The 16350-nt window shown below is 67.9% G+C and carries 17 protein-coding genes; 2 read left to right on the forward strand and 15 right to left on the reverse strand.

Annotated features, from left to right (window positions below):
- Window positions 1-56: 56 nt before the first annotated feature.
- The 8 genes from secF to EAH68_RS12030 form a co-directional block, all read right to left on the reverse strand.
- A complete protein-coding gene (gene secF / locus EAH68_RS11995; protein WP_126121586.1) occupies window positions 57-1169 on the reverse strand; it encodes a protein translocase subunit SecF in 1113 nt (370 codons plus the stop codon).
- The gene (secD, locus tag EAH68_RS12000) at window positions 1170-3017 is read right to left on the reverse strand and encodes a protein translocase subunit SecD (protein WP_126121587.1); all 1848 of its coding nucleotides are present in this window, start codon (window positions 3015-3017) and stop codon (window positions 1170-1172) included. It lies immediately after the preceding gene.
- A gap of 215 nt (window positions 3018-3232) precedes the next feature.
- Window positions 3233-3646, reverse strand: a complete 414-nt coding sequence (gene yajC / locus EAH68_RS12005) for a preprotein translocase subunit YajC (RefSeq protein ID WP_126121588.1) — start codon at window positions 3644-3646, stop codon at window positions 3233-3235.
- A gap of 48 nt (window positions 3647-3694) precedes the next feature.
- Entirely contained in the window at window positions 3695-4744 is a 1050-nt protein-coding gene (gene ruvB / locus EAH68_RS12010; RefSeq protein ID WP_126121589.1) for a Holliday junction branch migration DNA helicase RuvB, read from the reverse strand.
- A 7-nt stretch (window positions 4745-4751) separates the two neighbouring features.
- The gene (ruvA, locus tag EAH68_RS12015; protein ID WP_126121590.1) at window positions 4752-5360 is read right to left on the reverse strand and encodes a Holliday junction branch migration protein RuvA; all 609 of its coding nucleotides are present in this window, start codon (window positions 5358-5360) and stop codon (window positions 4752-4754) included.
- The gene (gene ruvC / locus EAH68_RS12020) at window positions 5357-5869 is read right to left on the reverse strand and encodes a crossover junction endodeoxyribonuclease RuvC (protein WP_126121636.1); all 513 of its coding nucleotides are present in this window, start codon (window positions 5867-5869) and stop codon (window positions 5357-5359) included. The genes ruvA and ruvC overlap by 4 nt, the downstream gene beginning before the upstream one ends.
- 91 nt (window positions 5870-5960) lie before the next feature.
- Entirely contained in the window at window positions 5961-6713 is a 753-nt protein-coding gene (locus EAH68_RS12025; protein WP_126121591.1) for a YebC/PmpR family DNA-binding transcriptional regulator, read from the reverse strand.
- A gap of 139 nt (window positions 6714-6852) precedes the next feature.
- On the reverse strand, window positions 6853-7713 hold the full coding sequence (locus EAH68_RS12030) for an acyl-CoA thioesterase (protein WP_126121592.1): 861 nt from the start codon (window positions 7711-7713) through the stop codon (window positions 6853-6855).
- A gap of 127 nt (window positions 7714-7840) precedes the next feature.
- Between EAH68_RS12030 and EAH68_RS12035 the strand changes: the two genes are divergently transcribed.
- Window positions 7841-8317, forward strand: coding sequence for a DUF3817 domain-containing protein (locus tag EAH68_RS12035; protein ID WP_126121637.1), 477 nt, complete (start codon window positions 7841-7843; stop codon window positions 8315-8317).
- A 67-nt stretch (window positions 8318-8384) separates the two neighbouring features.
- On the opposite strand, the gene pdxS is transcribed toward EAH68_RS12035, so the two are convergent.
- A complete protein-coding gene (gene pdxS, locus EAH68_RS12040) occupies window positions 8385-9269 on the reverse strand; it encodes a pyridoxal 5'-phosphate synthase lyase subunit PdxS (RefSeq protein WP_126121593.1) in 885 nt (294 codons plus the stop codon).
- A gap of 114 nt (window positions 9270-9383) precedes the next feature.
- Here pdxS and EAH68_RS12045 point away from each other — a divergent pair, with 114 nt between their 5' ends.
- A complete protein-coding gene (locus EAH68_RS12045; protein WP_206436411.1) occupies window positions 9384-10637 on the forward strand; it encodes a DUF2029 domain-containing protein in 1254 nt (417 codons plus the stop codon).
- Here EAH68_RS12045 and EAH68_RS12050 read toward each other — a convergent pair.
- From EAH68_RS12050 to thrS, 6 genes are read right to left on the reverse strand one after another with little or no spacing between them, the layout of a single operon-like run.
- The gene (locus EAH68_RS12050) at window positions 10576-11025 is read right to left on the reverse strand and encodes a hypothetical protein (RefSeq protein ID WP_126121594.1); all 450 of its coding nucleotides are present in this window, start codon (window positions 11023-11025) and stop codon (window positions 10576-10578) included. The two genes, EAH68_RS12045 and EAH68_RS12050, sit on opposite strands and share 62 nt — an antisense overlap.
- Window positions 11022-12101, reverse strand: coding sequence for a glycosyltransferase family 4 protein (locus EAH68_RS12055; protein ID WP_126121595.1), 1080 nt, complete (start codon window positions 12099-12101; stop codon window positions 11022-11024). The genes EAH68_RS12050 and EAH68_RS12055 overlap by 4 nt, the downstream gene beginning before the upstream one ends.
- Window positions 12101-12988, reverse strand: coding sequence for a phosphatidylinositol mannoside acyltransferase (locus EAH68_RS12060; protein ID WP_126121596.1), 888 nt, complete (start codon window positions 12986-12988; stop codon window positions 12101-12103). Before EAH68_RS12060 ends, EAH68_RS12055 begins: the two co-directional genes overlap by 1 nt.
- Complete coding sequence (pgsA, locus tag EAH68_RS12065) at window positions 12985-13653, reverse strand: phosphatidylinositol phosphate synthase (RefSeq protein WP_126121597.1); 669 nt, start codon at window positions 13651-13653, stop codon at window positions 12985-12987. The genes EAH68_RS12060 and pgsA overlap by 4 nt, the downstream gene beginning before the upstream one ends.
- Window positions 13646-14206: an ATP adenylyltransferase gene (locus EAH68_RS12070; RefSeq protein WP_241228441.1), complete on the reverse strand. Its 561-nt coding sequence runs from the start codon at window positions 14204-14206 to the stop codon at window positions 13646-13648. Before EAH68_RS12070 ends, pgsA begins: the two co-directional genes overlap by 8 nt.
- The gene (thrS, locus tag EAH68_RS12075) at window positions 14190-16247 is read right to left on the reverse strand and encodes a threonine--tRNA ligase (RefSeq protein WP_126121598.1); all 2058 of its coding nucleotides are present in this window, start codon (window positions 16245-16247) and stop codon (window positions 14190-14192) included. The genes EAH68_RS12070 and thrS overlap by 17 nt, the downstream gene beginning before the upstream one ends.
- Between the last annotated feature and the right edge of the window lie 103 nt (window positions 16248-16350).

The following is a 16350-nucleotide window of genomic DNA, read 5'->3' on the forward strand; positions in this document are numbered from 1 at the left end:
CATCCACCACAGGATGTGCTGCGACCAGTATAGGGGGCGGACAGTTCAGGAGAGAATCACCGGCGGTCGGGGCGCCAGCTGGCGCCGGTGGCAGGTGCCTCCGCCGGGCCGGTGACGGTGCGCGGGGTCTCGGCGGGGGTGGTGGCGGCGTCGACAAGCTCTTCCCCGTTGTCCTCGCCGGCGCGGTAGGCGGCGACCTCCGCGTTGTGCTTCTTCGTGTCCTTGCGGCGGTTGACCAGGGTGACCAGCAGCGGGGTGGCCAGGAACAGCGAGGAGAAGATGCCCTCGATGACGCCGATGAGCTGGATCAGCGCCAGGTCCTTGAGGGTGCCCACGCCCATCAGCCACACGGCGACGATCATGAGCGCGATGATCGGCAGCGCAGCGATCACCGACGTGGAGATGGAACGCATGACCGTCTGGTTGACCGCCAGGTTCGCCTCCTCTGCGTAGGTGGCACGCCTGGAACCGAGATATCCCTCGGTGTTCTCGCGGACCTTGTCGAAGACGATGACGGTGTCGTAGATGGAGAAGGACAGCACCGTCAGCAGACCGATCACCGAAGCCGGGGAGACCTCCAGGCCGAAGAGTGCGTAGATGCCGGCGATGAGGACACCGTCGACGACGATCGAGAGCATCGCCGCGGCAGCCATCTCCCGCTCCAGGCGGAAGGCGATGTAGAGGAAGACCAGGGCGAGGAATACTCCCAGGGCGATGAGCATGCGCTGGGTGATCGTCGAGCCCCAGGACTCGGAGACCGTGGAGTCACCGATCGCATCCGGCGAGGGGGTGCCCGAGGCGTCCAGCGGCTGGAACTCCTCGTAGATGGCCTCACGGGCGGAGTCGACCTGCGCGGTGGTCAGACGCTCCGAGTTGATCTCCAGGGTGCGGGAATCGCCGGCACCGACGATCTGGGTGATCTCCGGGGTGATGCCGGTGGCCTCGATGAAGGTCTCCTCGACCTCCTCGACGACCAGCTCAGCGGCCGGCATGTTCAGCTTGGTGCCGCCCTCGAAATCGATGCTGAGGTCGAAACCACGGATGCCGATGGCAGCAATGGAGATCACCATCAGGGCCGCGGTGATCCAGTACCACAGGCGGGAACGGCCGATGAAGTCGACGCCGCCCTCACCGGTGTACAGGCGTTGGAACACACTGTTCGAGCTCATCTACTTCTCCTCCGTGCTTGCGGTGGTTGCTTCTCGACGTTCCGCTGCCCCGGCCGCCGCGGCCTGTGCGATACGTCGTTCCTCTGCCCGGTTGGCCTCCGCCAACTCGAAGACCTTGCCCATGCCGTTGACCGCGGGCCTGGCGAAGAACGGCCTGCGCGCGGCCAGCAGCATCAGCGGGGCGGTGACCAGGAAGGTGACCAGCAGGTCGAAGACGGTGGTCAGACCCAGGGTGAACGCGAAGCCCTTGACCTCACCCACGGCGAGGAAGTAGATCACCACCGCACCGATGAGGGTGACCATGTTGCCGGTGACGATGGTGCGCTTCGCCCGGTCCCAACCGTGCTGGGCCGCCGAGCGGAAGGTCCGGCCCTCACGTACCTCATCCTTGACGCGCTCGTAGAAGACGACGAAGGAGTCCGCGGTGGTGCCGATACCGATGATCAGACCCGCCACGCCCGACAGGTCCAGCGAGTAACCGATCCAGCGGCCCAGCAGGATCAGCGAGCCGTAGACCAGTATGCCGGCGGTGGCCAGGGTGATCAGGGAGATGAAGCCGAAGAGGCGGTAGTAGGCGAACACGAAGATCGCCACCAGGATGATGCCCACGACACCGGCGATGAGACCCGCCTGCAGCGAGGCGACACCGAGGGAGGCGGGGACGGACTGGGCGGTGCCGCCCGGCTCGCCGTCCTCGCCGGCGAAGGACAGCGGCAGTGCACCGTAGCGCAGGTTGTTGGCCAGGTCCTGGGCCTCCTGCTGGGTGAAGTCACCCGTGATGGAGGTCGCCGAACCGAAGGGGGTCGCTGACTGGATCACCGGTGCGGAGATGACCTGCGAGTCCAGGGTGATGGCGATCTGACGCTGCAGGTACTCGGTGGTCAGGTTCGTCCAGGTCTGGGAACCGGAGTTCTGGCCGTCCGTCTTGAAGGCGAAGCTGATCTCCATCTGGCTGGTCTGCGGGTTGAGACCACCGGTGATCGCCCGGTCGGTGTCGATCTCGTTGCCTGTCAGGCGGGGTCCGTCCTCCTCGGTGACACCAGCCAGCAGCGGTGCCGGATCAAGGAGGTAGACCTGACCGGTGCCCGGTTCGCAGGCCACCAGTGGCAGGGCCGGGTCATCCGTGCCTGAGAGCGGGTCAACCGCTTCAGGCTCGCAGCGCATGAGGGAGCTGGCCGCCGCCTGGACCGTCGGGTCGGTGGACTGACGGTCCACGAGCAGCATCTCGGTGACCTGCTGGCGGCGTTCAGTCGCCTCCAGCGAGTTCGCCGGCTCCGGCAGCGGCTGCGCCGTGAGCTCCGGGGCCTCGACCGGCTCCGTGCCCTCCGGCAGGTTGGTGTTGATCGCGTTGACGACCGTGGACACCGCACCCTCGGCCTGCTCCGGGGTGATCACCCCGAACTCGACCCAGCGGTCCGCCATGGCACCGAGCTCACCGGGCAGGGCGGCGACGTCGGGGCCGGCGGGCACGGCCACGGGGCGGAACAGCAGCTGGGAGGTCTGGCCGACGGCGCGGGCCTGCGAGGTGTCCTCGCCCGGCACCGTGATGACCAGGGTGTTGCCGTCAGTGACCACGCTGGCGCCGCTGACCCCCATGCCGTTGACACGGTTCTCCAGGATGACGCGTGCCTGGGCCAGCTGATCCGCGGTGGGTTCCTCGCCCTGCGGGACCAGCGTCACGCGGGTGCCGCCCTGGAGGTCAATACCCAGCTTGGGGGTCGCCTGACGGTCGCCGGTGAAGAACACCAGTGCGTAGACCACCGCGAGAATCAGGACGAATAACGCCAGTGCACGCTTCGGCCAGGCCCGCTGGGACCCTGACCGTTCGCGTCGGGATGTGACGGACAATGAGGTGACTCCTCTGGATAAAAAAGCGCCACCGGTCACCCGGTGACGACTGCCGTCCGTGTCCCCCTGAGGGAAGCTTCACGACGGCCAACGGTCTGAATGACGCACTTCTCCGCCCCTGTTCCGGCGGAGACTGCACGAACGACCATGCTACGGCATGGTTTGCGCTGATTCAGCACAGGGCATGTGAGTTCGGCCATGCCCGGACCATCGGACTACCGGTTCTCCGGGCGGCCCTCATCATTGTCCGGGAAGTTCTCCGGGTGCTCGGTCGGGTACTCCGGGTGCTGGTAGCCCTGGGTCCCGGCCGTACCGGTGGAGGCATCGTAGGTGGACTGGTAGCCGGAGGCGCCGAGAGCACCGGGAGCTGCGGAGGGCTCGGCCTGGCGCAGCACGGCGATGCGGTCCATCACCACGACCATGCCCGGGGCCAGCTCGATGTCCAGCTCAGTGTCGCGGACACCCACGATGGTGCCGTGGATACCGGAGACGGTGACCACGCGGTCGCCCATCTTGAGGGCGGCCTGCATGCCCTGCACCTCAGCCTGGCGCTTGCGCTGGGAGCGCATCATGAATACGGAGGGCAGGATGAATACCGCGAGAATGAGGAGAAGGAGAAGAAGGTCCATGGTGGGCCAGTCTGCCAGATTACGGCACCGGCCCACCAGCGGGCAGGCTCACAGCTGCCCGAGAGCACCTTCCGGTGGTTCCAGGCCGAGGTGGCGCCAGGCGGCGGCGGTGGCCACCCGGCCCCGGCCGGTGCGGGCCACCAGTCCGGCACGGACCAGGTAGGGCTCGCAGACCTCCTCGACGGTGGCGGGCTCCTCGCCCACCGCGACAGCCAGGGTGTTCACCCCTACGGGCCCACCGCCGTGGCCGCGCACGAGGGCGGAGAGCACGGCGCGGTCGAGCCGGTCAAGGCCGAGCTCGTCAACGTCGAAGACCTGCAGGGCACCCTGCGCGGCGGCGAGGTCGATGTGGCCGTCGGCGTTGACCTCCGCGAAGTCCCGGACCCGGCGCAGCAGCCGGTTGGCGATACGCGGTGTCCCCCGCGAACGGGAGGCGATCTCCACGCCGGCATCCGGGTCCATCGTCACGTCGAGGATCCGGGCGGCACGGGTGACCACACGGGTGAGGTCCTCGACGTCATAGAACTCCATCTGGGCGGTGAAACCGAAACGGTCACGCAGCGGCCCGGTGAGCATGCCGGAGCGGGTGGTCGCCCCCACCAGGGTGAACGGCGGAAGTTCCAGCGGGATGGAGGTGGCTCCGGGGCCCTTGCCCACGATGACGTCGATCCGGAAGTCCTCCATGGCCATGTAGAGCATCTCCTCCGCGGGGCGGGCGATGCGGTGGATCTCGTCGATGAACAGGACGTCTCCCTCCGTGAGGTTGGAGAGCATGGCCGCCAGATCCCCTGCCCGTTCCAGCGCCGGACCGGAGGTCATGCGCAGGTTGGTGTTGAGCTCCTGCGCGATGATCATCGCCATCGTTGTCTTGCCCAACCCGGGCGGGCCCGAGAGCAGGACGTGGTCCGGGGTCACACCGCGGTTCTTCGCGCCGGTGAGCACGAGCGAGAGCTGGTCGCGGACCTTGGGCTGGCCGATGAACTCGTCCAGGCTGCGGGGGCGCAGCGTGGTCTCGGTGTCCTGCTCACCGGCCAGCACCTGCGTGTCGACGTCGCGTTCCTCCGGCAGCGCAAATTCCGTGCGTTCCATGTCACCCATGACCCACCTACTTCCGGCCGAGCTGGGTCAGGGCCGCGCGCAGGGCGGCGGCGGTGTCCAGGGCGGGGTTCTCCGCCAGCACGCCCTCCACGACCGGCTGGGCGACCCGGTCGGTGAAACCCAGTCCCAGGAGGGCCTCGGTCACCTGCTCGACGACGGCCTCAGCGGCGGTGGGCAGCTGGGGCGCGGGGGCATTCTCGTCCTCCGGCGCCGCGAAAGCGGCGACCTTGTCCTTGAGTTCGAGGATGAGCCTCTCGGCCATCCGTTTGCCCACGCCCGGGATGCGCTGCAGGGCCTTGGCATCCTCCCCGGCGATGGCCTGGGACAGCTCCCCGGCGTTGAAGACGGACAGGCAGGCCACCGCCAGGCGCGGCCCCAGACCGGTGACCGTCTGCAGCAGGTGGAACATGCCGCGGTCCTCATCAGAGCTGAAACCATGGAGGATGTGGGCGTCCTCCCGCACGATGAGGCTGGTCAGGATCAGTGTCTCCTCGCCGCGCCGTAGCGTGGCCAGTGTGGCGGGGGTGGCCTCGACGCGGTAGCCCACGCCGGCGCACTCGATGACGGCATGGTCCAGTCCGATGCCGATGACTGTGCCACGCAGGGAGGCGATCATGATGTGGCTCCTTCGGAGTTGAGCAGGGCGGCGGTACGTGCCAGCAGCGGAGCACGCCAGCAGTGGCACACCGCCAGCGCCAGGGCATCGGCGGCGTCCGCCGGTTTCGGTGGTTCGGCCAGTCCCAGGATCCGGGTGATCATGGTGGTCATCTGTTTCTTGTCGGCCCGACCATTGCCGGAGATGGCCTTCTTGACCTCAGAGGGTGTGTACATGTGCACCGGGATCCCCCGTTCCGCGGCCGCCAGGACAAGCACCCCGGAGGCGTGGGCGGTGTGGATGACCGTGGACACGTTGCCACGCTCGAAGACCCGCTCGACAGCGACAACATCGGGACGGTAATCGTCCATCCACTGGTTGACCCCGGCGGACAGGCGTTTGAGCCGTTCGGGCAGCTCCGCGGTCGCCGGGGTACGTACGATGCCGACGGCGACCGGCAGCACCGACCGCCCCCGACCGGCCTGCACCACGGAGAGACCACACCGGGTCAGTCCCGGGTCAATGCCCATCACGCGCAGTCCTGCAAGACTCAAACCGCCGCCCGTACCTTTCTGTGTGACTTCACCCCCAACTTATAGCACACATGTCCGAAAAGTGGACTCAGGCGTCCAGCGCGGCGATGACCTCATCGGACAGGTCCATGTTGGTGTACACGTCCTGAACATCATCGGAGTCCTCGAGGGCGTCGATGAGCTTGATCATCTTCTTCGCGCCCTCAAGGTCCAGCGGGACCTCGACGGAGGCACGGAAGTCCTGGTCGGAGTCGTCGACCTCGATGCCGGCCTCCTCCAGCGCGGTCTTGACGGCCGGGATGTCGGTGGGTGCACAGACGATCTCGAATTTCTCACCCAGGTCGTTGACTTCCTCGGCGCCGGCGTCAAGCACTGCCATGAGGACGTCATCCTCGGTGAGCTCACCCTTGTCCACCAGGACGATGCCGGTGCGGGTGAACAGGTAGGCGACGGAACCGGACTCGCCCAGGTTGCCGCCGTTCTTGGTCATGGCGGTGCGCACCTCGGTGGCGGCACGGTTGCGGTTGTCCGTCAGGCACTCGATGAGGACAGCCACACCGTTGGGGCCGTAACCCTCGTAGGTGATGTTCTCCCAGTTCGCGCCGCCGCCCTCTTCACCGGCACCGCGCTTGCGGGCACGCTCGATGTTGTCGTTGGGGACGGAGGCCTTCTTGGCCTTGCGGATCATGTCGTCCAGCGTCGGGTTGCCGGCCGGGTCACCGCCGCCGATGCGCGCAGCGACCTCGATCGCCTTGATCGCCTTCGCCCATTCCTTGCTGCGCTTCGCGTCGTTCGCAGCCTTCTTGTGCTTCGTGGTCGCCCACTTTGAGTGGCCTGCCATCAGATCCCTTTCTTTCTGCCCCGTCTGATTCCCGTTGCACTCTCAACCCCGACGGGCGAGGGAGCGGGCAGTACGGAATCGGCGGGGACGTCGGCTGACTTGACCTGCCTGATTATACGCAGGTCACCAAATTGCCCGGCTATTTCGACGTGGCCTTCCGTGTCGGGATCACCTCGCCGCCCTCCCGCAGGGTGCGGGTGAGGCCTTCCTGGGTGACCACGGCAACCAGATTTCCCGCCCGGTCGAAGATACGCCCGTGGGTCAGGGCGCGCCCCCCGTGGGCGGACGGCGAGACCTGGTCGTAGAGCAGCCACTCGTCAGCGCGGAAGGGGCGCAGGAACCACATTGCGTGGTCCAGGCTGGCCATCTGTGCCTTGTGGTCCGGGTGCGGCACCATCGCGGAGTGCAGCAGCGTCATGTCCGACATGTAGGCCAGGGTGCAGATGTGGAAGGTCTCGTCGTCAGGGAGCGGGCGTCGGGACCGGAACCACACCACCTGCTGGCCCGGGGAGTATTTATCGTGCTCGTAGTCCGTGGCGGGCACGACGTGGATGTCCCAGTCGCCCCACTCCTCCAGCAGCGCGCGGGAGGAGACCGGCAGGGTCGAGCCGTCCTGCGCCAGTTCCTCGGGGCCCGGCACGTCCCGCATGATGGCGGAGTGCTCCGGGCCTGCGTCGTCCCGCCGGTGGAAGCTGGCCTGCATGGAGAAGATGGTCTCCCCGTCCTGGACGGCCCGGACCTGGCGGGAAGCGAAGCTGCCACCGTCGCGGATCCGGTCGACGAGGAAGATGGTGGGGTCCGCCGCCTTGCCGGGGGCCACGAAATAACCGTGCAGGGAGTGGACCGTCAGGTCCCTCTCAATCGTCTCTGTGGCGGCAACCAGAGCCTGCGCCGCCACCTGCCCGCCGAAGGTGCGCGGAAGCTTCGATTCCGCCGCAGGGCCGCGGAAGATGTCGCGGTCGATCCGCTCCAGCCCGAGGATGTGCTCGATCTGACTCAATGTGTCCCTTTCCCAGCCGGTCGTTGCCCCTGAAACTCTACCCAGGTGGCCGACTGTCCCGTTTTCCCGCCCACCGGTAGCATCAGCCCTCATGAGCACGATCTCCCCGACCGAGACCACCACCCGCCTGACCCCCAAGACGTTCCACCGCTTCGCCGCTCTCACGGAGATGGTGACCTGGTCGCTGCTGATCATCGGCATGGCCCTGAAGTACTCCGGCACCACCGACGCCGTCATGCCCTTCGCGGGCGGCATCCACGGCTTCGGTTTCCTCACCTTCGCGGCCATCACCACCCTGCTGTGGATCAACAACCGCTGGTCCCCGGCCCAGGGCATCGTCGGGCTGGGTGTGTCGATCATCCCGTTCGCAGCCTGGCCCTTCACCATGTGGGCTGACCGGAAGGGCCTGCTGGATGGTGGCTGGCGTTTCGCCGACACCACCGGGGAGCCCCGTAACCTGCCGGAGAAGGTCCTGGCCCAGTTCGTACGCCGTCCGGCACGCTCCATCATCATCCTGCTGATCGTCATCGCCGTTGTCTTCACGGCGCTGCTGCTCATCGGGCAGCCCTATGATCCGGACGCCATCGCGGACCGCGTCAACTGATCCGGGCAGAAAAAAATCCACGTACCGTTCCCGGTACGTGGATTTTTTTGTCGGTGCTGCGCCGGAGCTACCAGCCGCGCTCGGAGAGGCGGTGCGGGACCGGGATGTCGTCGACGTTGATGCCGACCATGGCCTCACCCAGGCCACGGGAGACGTCGGCGACGATGGCCGGGTCCAGGTAGTTCTGGGTGGCCCTGACGATGGCCCGGGCGCGCTGTTCCGGGTTGCCGGACTTGAAGATGCCGGAGCCGACGAACACACCGTCGGCGCCCAGCTGCATCATCATGGCGGCATCGGCCGGGGTGGCGATACCGCCGGCGGTGAACAGCGGCACCGGCAGCCTGCCCTCGCGGGCGACCTCGACGACCAGGTCGTAGGGGGCCTGCAGCTCCTTGGCGGCGACGTAGAGCTCGTCCTCGGCCATGGAGGTCAGGCGGTTGATCTCCGCGCGGATGGTGCGGATGTGGGTGACGGCGTTGGAGACGTCACCGGTGCCGGCCTCACCCTTGGAACGGATCATGGCGGCACCCTCGTTGATGCGGCGCAGGGCCTCACCGAGGTTGGTGGCACCGCACACGAAGGGGGTCTCGAAGGCGAATTTGTCGATGTGGTTGGCATAGTCGGCCGGGGTGAGCACCTCGGATTCGTCGATGAAGTCGACGCCGAGGGACTGCAGCACCTGGGCCTCCACGAAGTGCCCGATGCGGGCCTTGGCCATGACCGGGACGGTGGCGGCGGCGATGATGCCGTCGATCATGTCGGGGTCGGACATGCGGGAGACGCCGCCCTGGGCGCGGATGTCCGCGGGGACCCGCTCCAGCGCCATGACGGCGATGGCACCGGCCTCCTGGGCGATCTCCGCCTGCTCGGGGGTGACGACATCCATGATGACGCCGCCCTTGAACTGCTCCGCGAAGCCGCGCCTGGCGCGGCCGGTGGTGTTGATGGTCACAGTGGGTCTGCTCCTGTTCGCGATTTAACCTCTTGCACCGAAAACCTTAGGCTCTCACCGGGGGCGCGGGTTAATTGCCCTGTGTTTACATTCGGGGCGGGTTAGGATCACCGGGTGCGCAGATTCTCCTCGGTCCCCCTGGTGTGGTTCGGTTGGGTGGCGGCCCGCCTGATTCTCGCCGGCATGATCCTGGTGGAATCTCATCCGCTCGGCGACGTGCGCTACTACCATTCGGGCCTGTTCGGCACCGATCCCACAGCCATGACGGAGTACCCGGACGCCGGGGTGTGGCCGCTGCGTCTGCTCGGCGCCCTCACCGGCCCGGAGATGACCGGTTTCCTCATCGGTTTCGGCGTGATGATGATGCTTGTCGACGCCGCCTTCCTCACCCTCCTCCTGTCAGTCGGCGGCACGCGCCGCTTCGCGGCCGCGTGGTTCTGGGTCTGTTTCGGACTGGCGGCCGGGCATGTGTTCTGGCTGCGGCTGGACCTGTTCCCGGCGATCCTGGTGGGGCTGTTCGCGGCGCTGCTGTTCACCCGCCCTGCGGTGGGTGCCGCGGTGCTCGCGCTGGCCACGGCCGTGAAGCTGTGGCCCGGGGTGCTCGCCGCCGGTCTGGTCGGGGGTCTGCGCCGGGGTGCGACCTGGCTGCGGGTGTTCACCTTCACCTTCACACTGGTGGCCCTGGCGGGGATCACCTGGTGGACCTCAGGGCTGCCCCGGCTGCTCAACCCCCTGGACTACCAGGGCGGGCGCGGCATCCAGATCGAGTCGCTCGCGGCCACACCCTTCCTCATCAACGCCCACAACCGGCCGGGTGAATACTGGATCGGGTTCGCGGCGTCGAAGAGTTTCGAGATCTCCGGCCCGGGCACCGACGTGGCCGTCCTGGTCACCGACTGGGCGATGGTCGCGGTACTGCTGGCCGCGGTAGCCTGGGCCGGCTGGAACCTGGTGGCCGACCGCTGGCGGCCCCTGCGGACCGTGGCCTTCTCCCTGCTGCTCGTGCTGCTGCTGCTCGTGACCAACAAGGTCTTCTCCCCGCAGTACATCGTGTGGCTGGGACCGCTGCTGGCGGTGTGCCTGTACGTCACCCGGTCCCGGCTGGTGCAGGTGATGGCGGTGCTCACGGTCATCGCCGCGGCGCTCGGCACGTGGGTGTACCCCTTCCACTACGACGCGCTGTGGGCCGACCCCGCGACGGCGGGCACGGAGATCACAGTCCTGGCGGTGCGCAACGGCATCATCGTCGTGCTCACCCTGCTGGCCGCGACGTGGCTGGTGCTGCAGTCCCGGCGCGGTCGGGGGTTCAGGAGCGGTACTCGAAGAATTCCGGCAGCGGCGCAGTCCCCCCGAGACGAAACACCCTGACCAGGGGCCGCAGCCGCAGGGCCCGGGTATCGGCCACCGCGTCGTTGTAGAAGCGGTGGGCCAGCTGGACGCGGACCTCGGCGTCGATGAGTCGGCCGGGCAGGTCGGGGCCCAATGGAACCAGCGCCTCGGAGAGCTGCCGTTCCCGGGTGGCGCGTTCCTCGAAGCTGCCGTGCACCAGGGGTTCGGTCTCCGCGGCCAGGGCCAGGGGCTGGGCCTCCGGCAGCAGGGCGGCGATGACGGCCGCACGGCGGTCCAGGGCCGCCTGCAGGGCTGCCAGGGCGGCATCGGTGCGGATGTGCAGCCGGTTGAGGCGCTGCGCGGTCTGGAAGGCCCACAGGGCCACGGCGGTGAGGATGACCGCCAGCAGAATCCACCAGATCATCACTCCACCCCCACCGCGGTGCCGTCGGCGACGGTCTCGTAGACGGTGAGCACGTCCTGGGCGACGGTCTCCCAGTCGAAACGCCGGGCACGCTGCTCCCCCGCCGCGATGAGGCGGGCGCGGGTGGCGGGGTCGTCGACAAGCAGGCGCAGGGTGTCGGCCAGGGCCCGGGCACTGCCCATCTCGAAGAGGACACCCGCCTCCCCCATCACGGCGGCGAAGGCCTCGATGTCACTGGCCACGACCGCGCAGCCGGCGGCCATCGCCTCGACGAGCACGATGCCGAAGCTCTCGCCGCCGGTGTTGGGGGCGACGTAGATGTCGGCCCGGCCGAGGATGGCGGCCTTCTCCTCGTCGCTGACCCGGCCCACGAAATCCACGCCGGGGACCTGGCGTGCCTTCCCGGCACCGATGACGGTGACACGGACCTCACGTTCCAGTAGTTCCAGGGCGCGCAGCAGGATGTCCAGCCCCTTGCGGGGTTCATCCAGGCGGCCGAGGAAGACGATCTCCACCGGCCCCTCCGACACAGCCGGCTGTTTGCGGGCGGCGGCGAAACGGGCGGTGTCCACCCCGTTGGGGATGAGCACCGGATCCCCGCCCAGCTGCTCGACCTGCCAGCGGCGCGCCATCTCGGAGACGGCGATCCCGCCGCGGACCTTCTCCAGCGCGGGCCGCAGCAGGGGGCGGACGAGCTGGAGGATGAAGGAGCCGGAGGAGGAGGCGTGGTAGGTGGCCACGATCGGTCCCCGCGCCATCCACAGGGCGGCCATGGAATAGCTCGGGGAATTCGGTTCGTGGATGTGCAGGACGTCGAAACGACCCCGGGTGATGAACTCCCGGATCCGTGCCCGCACGGCCGGTCCGAAGGAGAGCCGGGCGACGGAGCCGTTGTAGCGGATGGGGATGCTGCGCCCGCCGCGGGTGACGTAGTCGGGGACCTCGGTCTTCGCGGCTGCCGGCCCGAGGACCTCGACGTGGTGGCCCAGACCGATGAGCACCTCAGCCAGGTCGAGGATGTGCGCCTGCACCCCGCCCGGGGCGTCGAAGGAGTACGGGCAGATGATGCCGATGCGCACTAGCGGCCACCCCGCCCGGGGTCCACGTCCGCCGGCCACAGCGGCTGCAGCATGTGCCAGTCCGCCGGGTGGGCGGCGATGTTCGCGGCGAAGCCGTCGGCGATGCGCTGGACCGTGTCCCCGAGGGTGTCCACCTCGATCTCCTCCGAGACCGACAGTCCCCAACCGTCACCAGGGAACCAGCAGTGCGCGACATGCAGCGCGGCACCGGTGTCCAGGGCCAGCTGCGCGGGGCCGGCGGGCATGGTGGTCTCCTCGCCGAAGAACTCGACCGGCACGCCGCGGCGTTTCAGGTCACGCTCCCCCAGTAGCGCGACGGTCCCACCGTCCTCCAGCACCCGGCGCAGACGCGGGTACGGCGGGGTCCCGCCGGCATGCGCGAGCACCTCGAAACCGAGTGATTCGCGGAAGTCCACGAAGGCGTCGTAGAGCACCTCCGGCTTCAGCCGCTCGGCAACGGTGGTGAAAGGACCGTAGTGGCGTACCACGAACAGTCCGGCCATGTCCCAGTTGCCGGAGTGCGGCAGCGCGAGCACCACCCCCCGGCCGGAGCTGAGGGAGGCCTCGAGGTGCTCACGTCCCTCCATCCCGGCCATCAGACGGGCGCCGAGATCCGGGTCATCCTTGATGGCGGGCAGACGGAAGGCCTCCCGCCAGTAGCGCGCGTAGGACCGTACGGAATCCCGCACCAGCTCTGCGGTGACGTTCTCCGCACCCACGACCCGGCTCAGGTTGCGCCGCAGCATCTCCATCCCGCGGCCGTGGTCGGAGGCCAGGTCCGCGCCGGCGGTGAACACAGCGTCCGCGAACCGGTCCGGCATGTGGCGGACCAGCCGCCACCCCGCCAGGTATCCCAGTGCCGCCGGATCCAGGTCCCGGATGCTCATCGCGCGTTGGCCTCCTGCGGGTCGGAATCCCGGGTGCCGGGCGGCGGGGCGATGTGCTCGAGGGCCTCCGGGTTACGCGAGGCCATGAACAGTCGCTGGACCACCGTGTACACGGAGCCGGCGGCCAGGACCCAGAGCGCTACGTCGATGGCGTAGGGCACACCAAGTCCCTGCAGACCGATGCCCACCAGTCCGATGATCAGCCGCTCGGGACGTTCGATCAGCCCGCCGACGATGCGGAAGCCGCTGGCCTCGCCGCGGGCCTTGACGTAGCTGATCACCTGGGAACCGATGAGCACCACGAAGGAGGCCACGATGAGCGAGGGGTGCGGCTGGTAGGTGAAGATCAGCCACCAGGTGATCGCGGCGAACAGCGCTCCGTCGGTGATGCGGTCACACGTGGCGTCGAGTGTCGCCCCGAATTTCGTGCCGCCGCCGCGCAGTCGGGCCATCGTGCCGTCGACCAGGTCGAAGGCGGCGAAGAGGCCGGAGACCACCGCGGCCCAGAACAGGTGTCCGCCCGGGATGAGCAGCACCGCGATGACGGCGGTCACCACCGCGCCGATGACCGTCACCATGTTGGGGGTCAGGCCCACACGCAGCAGACCGCGGGCCACCGGTTCGACGATGACGGAGACGGGTCGGCGACCACGGGAACTAAGCACCGGCAACCTCCACCCAGGCCTCGGCGAGCATGGAGCGGGTGTCGCGGAGCAGCTGCGGCAGCACCTTCGTCCCACCCAGGACGGTGAGGAAATTCGAGTCACCGGACCAGCGGGGCACAACATGCATGTGCAGGTGGTTGCCCACCGAGCCACCCGAGGCCTTGCCCAGGTTGAAGCCGACGTTGATGCCCTCCGGCCGGGAGACCTTCTTGAGCACCTTCACCGCGGTGGTGACGAAGCCCATGAGCTCCGTCATCTCCTCCGGGGTGAGGTCCTCCAGGTCCGCGACCTTGCGGTACGGGATGACCATGAGGTGGCCCGCGTTATACGGGTAGAGGTTGAGGATCGCGTAGACCAGCTCCCCACGGGCGACGATCAGCCCGTCCTCATCCGACATCTTCGGGGCATCGACGAAGGGATCACCCTGCGTCGCCGAACCGGCCGGCGGGCGCTCCTTGATGTAGCTCATCCGGTAGGGCGCCCACAGGCGCGTCAGCCGATCCGGCTCACCGACGCCGGTGTCTGTCCAGGTGTCCTCAACGGCGGGCTGCAAGTGCGTCCTCACTCGGCTGGTCGTTGATCCGGTCCTTGATCCAGGCGTCGATGAGCTCGATGGCCTCGGCCACCGGCACGCCGTTGATCTGGGAGCCGTCGAGGAAGCGGAAACTCACGGCGTTGGCCTCCACGTCGCGGGCGCCGGCCAGCAGCATGAAGGGGATCTTGCCGGTGGTGTGGTTGCGGATCTTCTTCTGCATCCGGTCATCCGAGGTGTCCACATCCGCGCGGATACCGCGCTTACGCAGCTCCGCGGTGATCTCCTCCAGGTGCGGAGCGAAGTCCTCGGCCACGGGGATGCCCATGACCTGCTGCGGGGCGAGCCACACCGGGAAAGCGCCGGCGTAGTGCTCGAGGAGCACGCCGAAGAACCGTTCGATGGAGCCGAAGAGCGCGCGGTGGATCATGATCGGCTGCTTCCTGCTGCCGTCCGGGGCGGTGTACTCCAGGTCGAAGCGCTCGGGCATGTTGAAATCCAGCTGGACGGTGGACATCTGCCAGGTACGGCCGATGGCGTCCTTGGCCTGCACGGAGATCTTCGGGCCGTAGAAGGCCGCGCCCTCCGGGTCCGGCACCAGGTCCAGGCCGGAGTTGGTGGCCACACGCTGCAGGATCTCGGTGGAGCGCTCCCAGATGTCATCGTCGCCGACATACTTCTTCGGGTCCTTGGTGGACAGCTCCAGGTAGAAGTCGTCCAGGCCGTAGTCCTTGAGCAGGGAGATGATGAACTCCAGCACGGTGGTCAGCTCGGCCTCGAGCTGGTCCTCGGTGCAGTAGATGTGGGCGTCGTCCTGGGTGAAGCCACGGGCGCGGGTCAGGCCGTGGACCACGCCGGACTTCTCGTAGCGGTAGACGGTGCCGAACTCGAAGAGACGCAGCGGCAGCTCCCGGTAGGAACGGCCCCGGGAGTCGAAGATGAGGTTGTGCATGGGGCAGTTCATCGGCTTCAGGTAGTAGTCCTGACCCGGCTTGGTCTGGTTGCCCTCCTCGTCGTACTCCGCGTCGAGCTGCAGCGGCGGGAACATGCCCTCCTTGTAGAAGCCCAGGTGGCCCGACTTCTCGAAGAGGTCGCCCTTGGTCACGTGCGGGGAGGTGACGAAGGAGTAACCGGCCTCCACGTGGCGGCGGCGGGAGTGCTCCTCCATCTCCATGCGCACGGTCGCGCCGTTGGGGTGGAAGACCGGCAGGCCGGAACCGATCTCGTCCGGGAAGGAGAACAGGTCCAGCTCTGTGCCCAGGCGGCGGTGGTCGCGCTTCTCCGCCTCCGCGAGCATGGTCTGGTAGGCGTCGAGGGACCCCTTGTCCTCCCAGGCGGTGCCGTAGATGCGCTGCAGACCGGCGTTGGCCTGGTCGCCGCGCCAGTAGGCGGCCGACGAACGGGTCAGGGCGAATGCCGGGATGTAGCGGGTGGTCGGGATGTGCGGGCCACGGCACAAATCCGACCACTCGACCTCGCTGGTACGCGGGTTGATGTTGTCGTAGGCGGTGAGCTCGCCGGCACCGACCTCGGTGGCCTCATCGGAATCCGGGTCGACGTTGCCCTTGTCCTGGATGAGCTCGAGCTTATAGGGCTCATCCCTGAGTTCCTCGGCGGCGGCCTCGGTGGACTCGTAGACACGACGTTCGAAACGCTGGCCGGTCTTGATGATCTTCTTCATCCGCTTCTCAATTGCCTTGAGATCCTCCGGGGTGAAGGGCTCGGCGACGTCGAAATCGTAGTAGAAGCCGTTCTCGATGGCCGGGCCGATGCCCAGCTTCGTGCCGGGGAACTCCAGCTGCACGGCCTGCGCCAGCACGTGGGCGCAGGAGTGGCGGATGATGGCGCGCCCGTCCTCGGTGTTCGCCGCAACCGGGGTGAACTCAGCGTCGACCTCCGGGGTGTGGGAGAGATCGCGCAGCTCGCCGTCGGTGTCCTTGACGGCGACGATGGCCTCCGGGCCCTTGTTCGGAAGGTCCAGCTCCCGCATCGCGGCACCGACTGTGGTGCCGGCCGGGACCTGGAACGAAGGGAGGTCGGTAGCGGTGGTGGTGTTCACCATGGGTGTTGCGCTCCTTAAACTTGCGCTCACGCAGACGGCGGCATACCTGGCCGCTGCCTGCTCAACAGGACGGGCACGGCTGCGCAGCGCGCAGTCGCTGCGC

Source organism: Corynebacterium hylobatis, assembly GCF_003955685.1.
Classification (GTDB): domain Bacteria; phylum Actinomycetota; class Actinomycetes; order Mycobacteriales; family Mycobacteriaceae; genus Corynebacterium; species Corynebacterium hylobatis.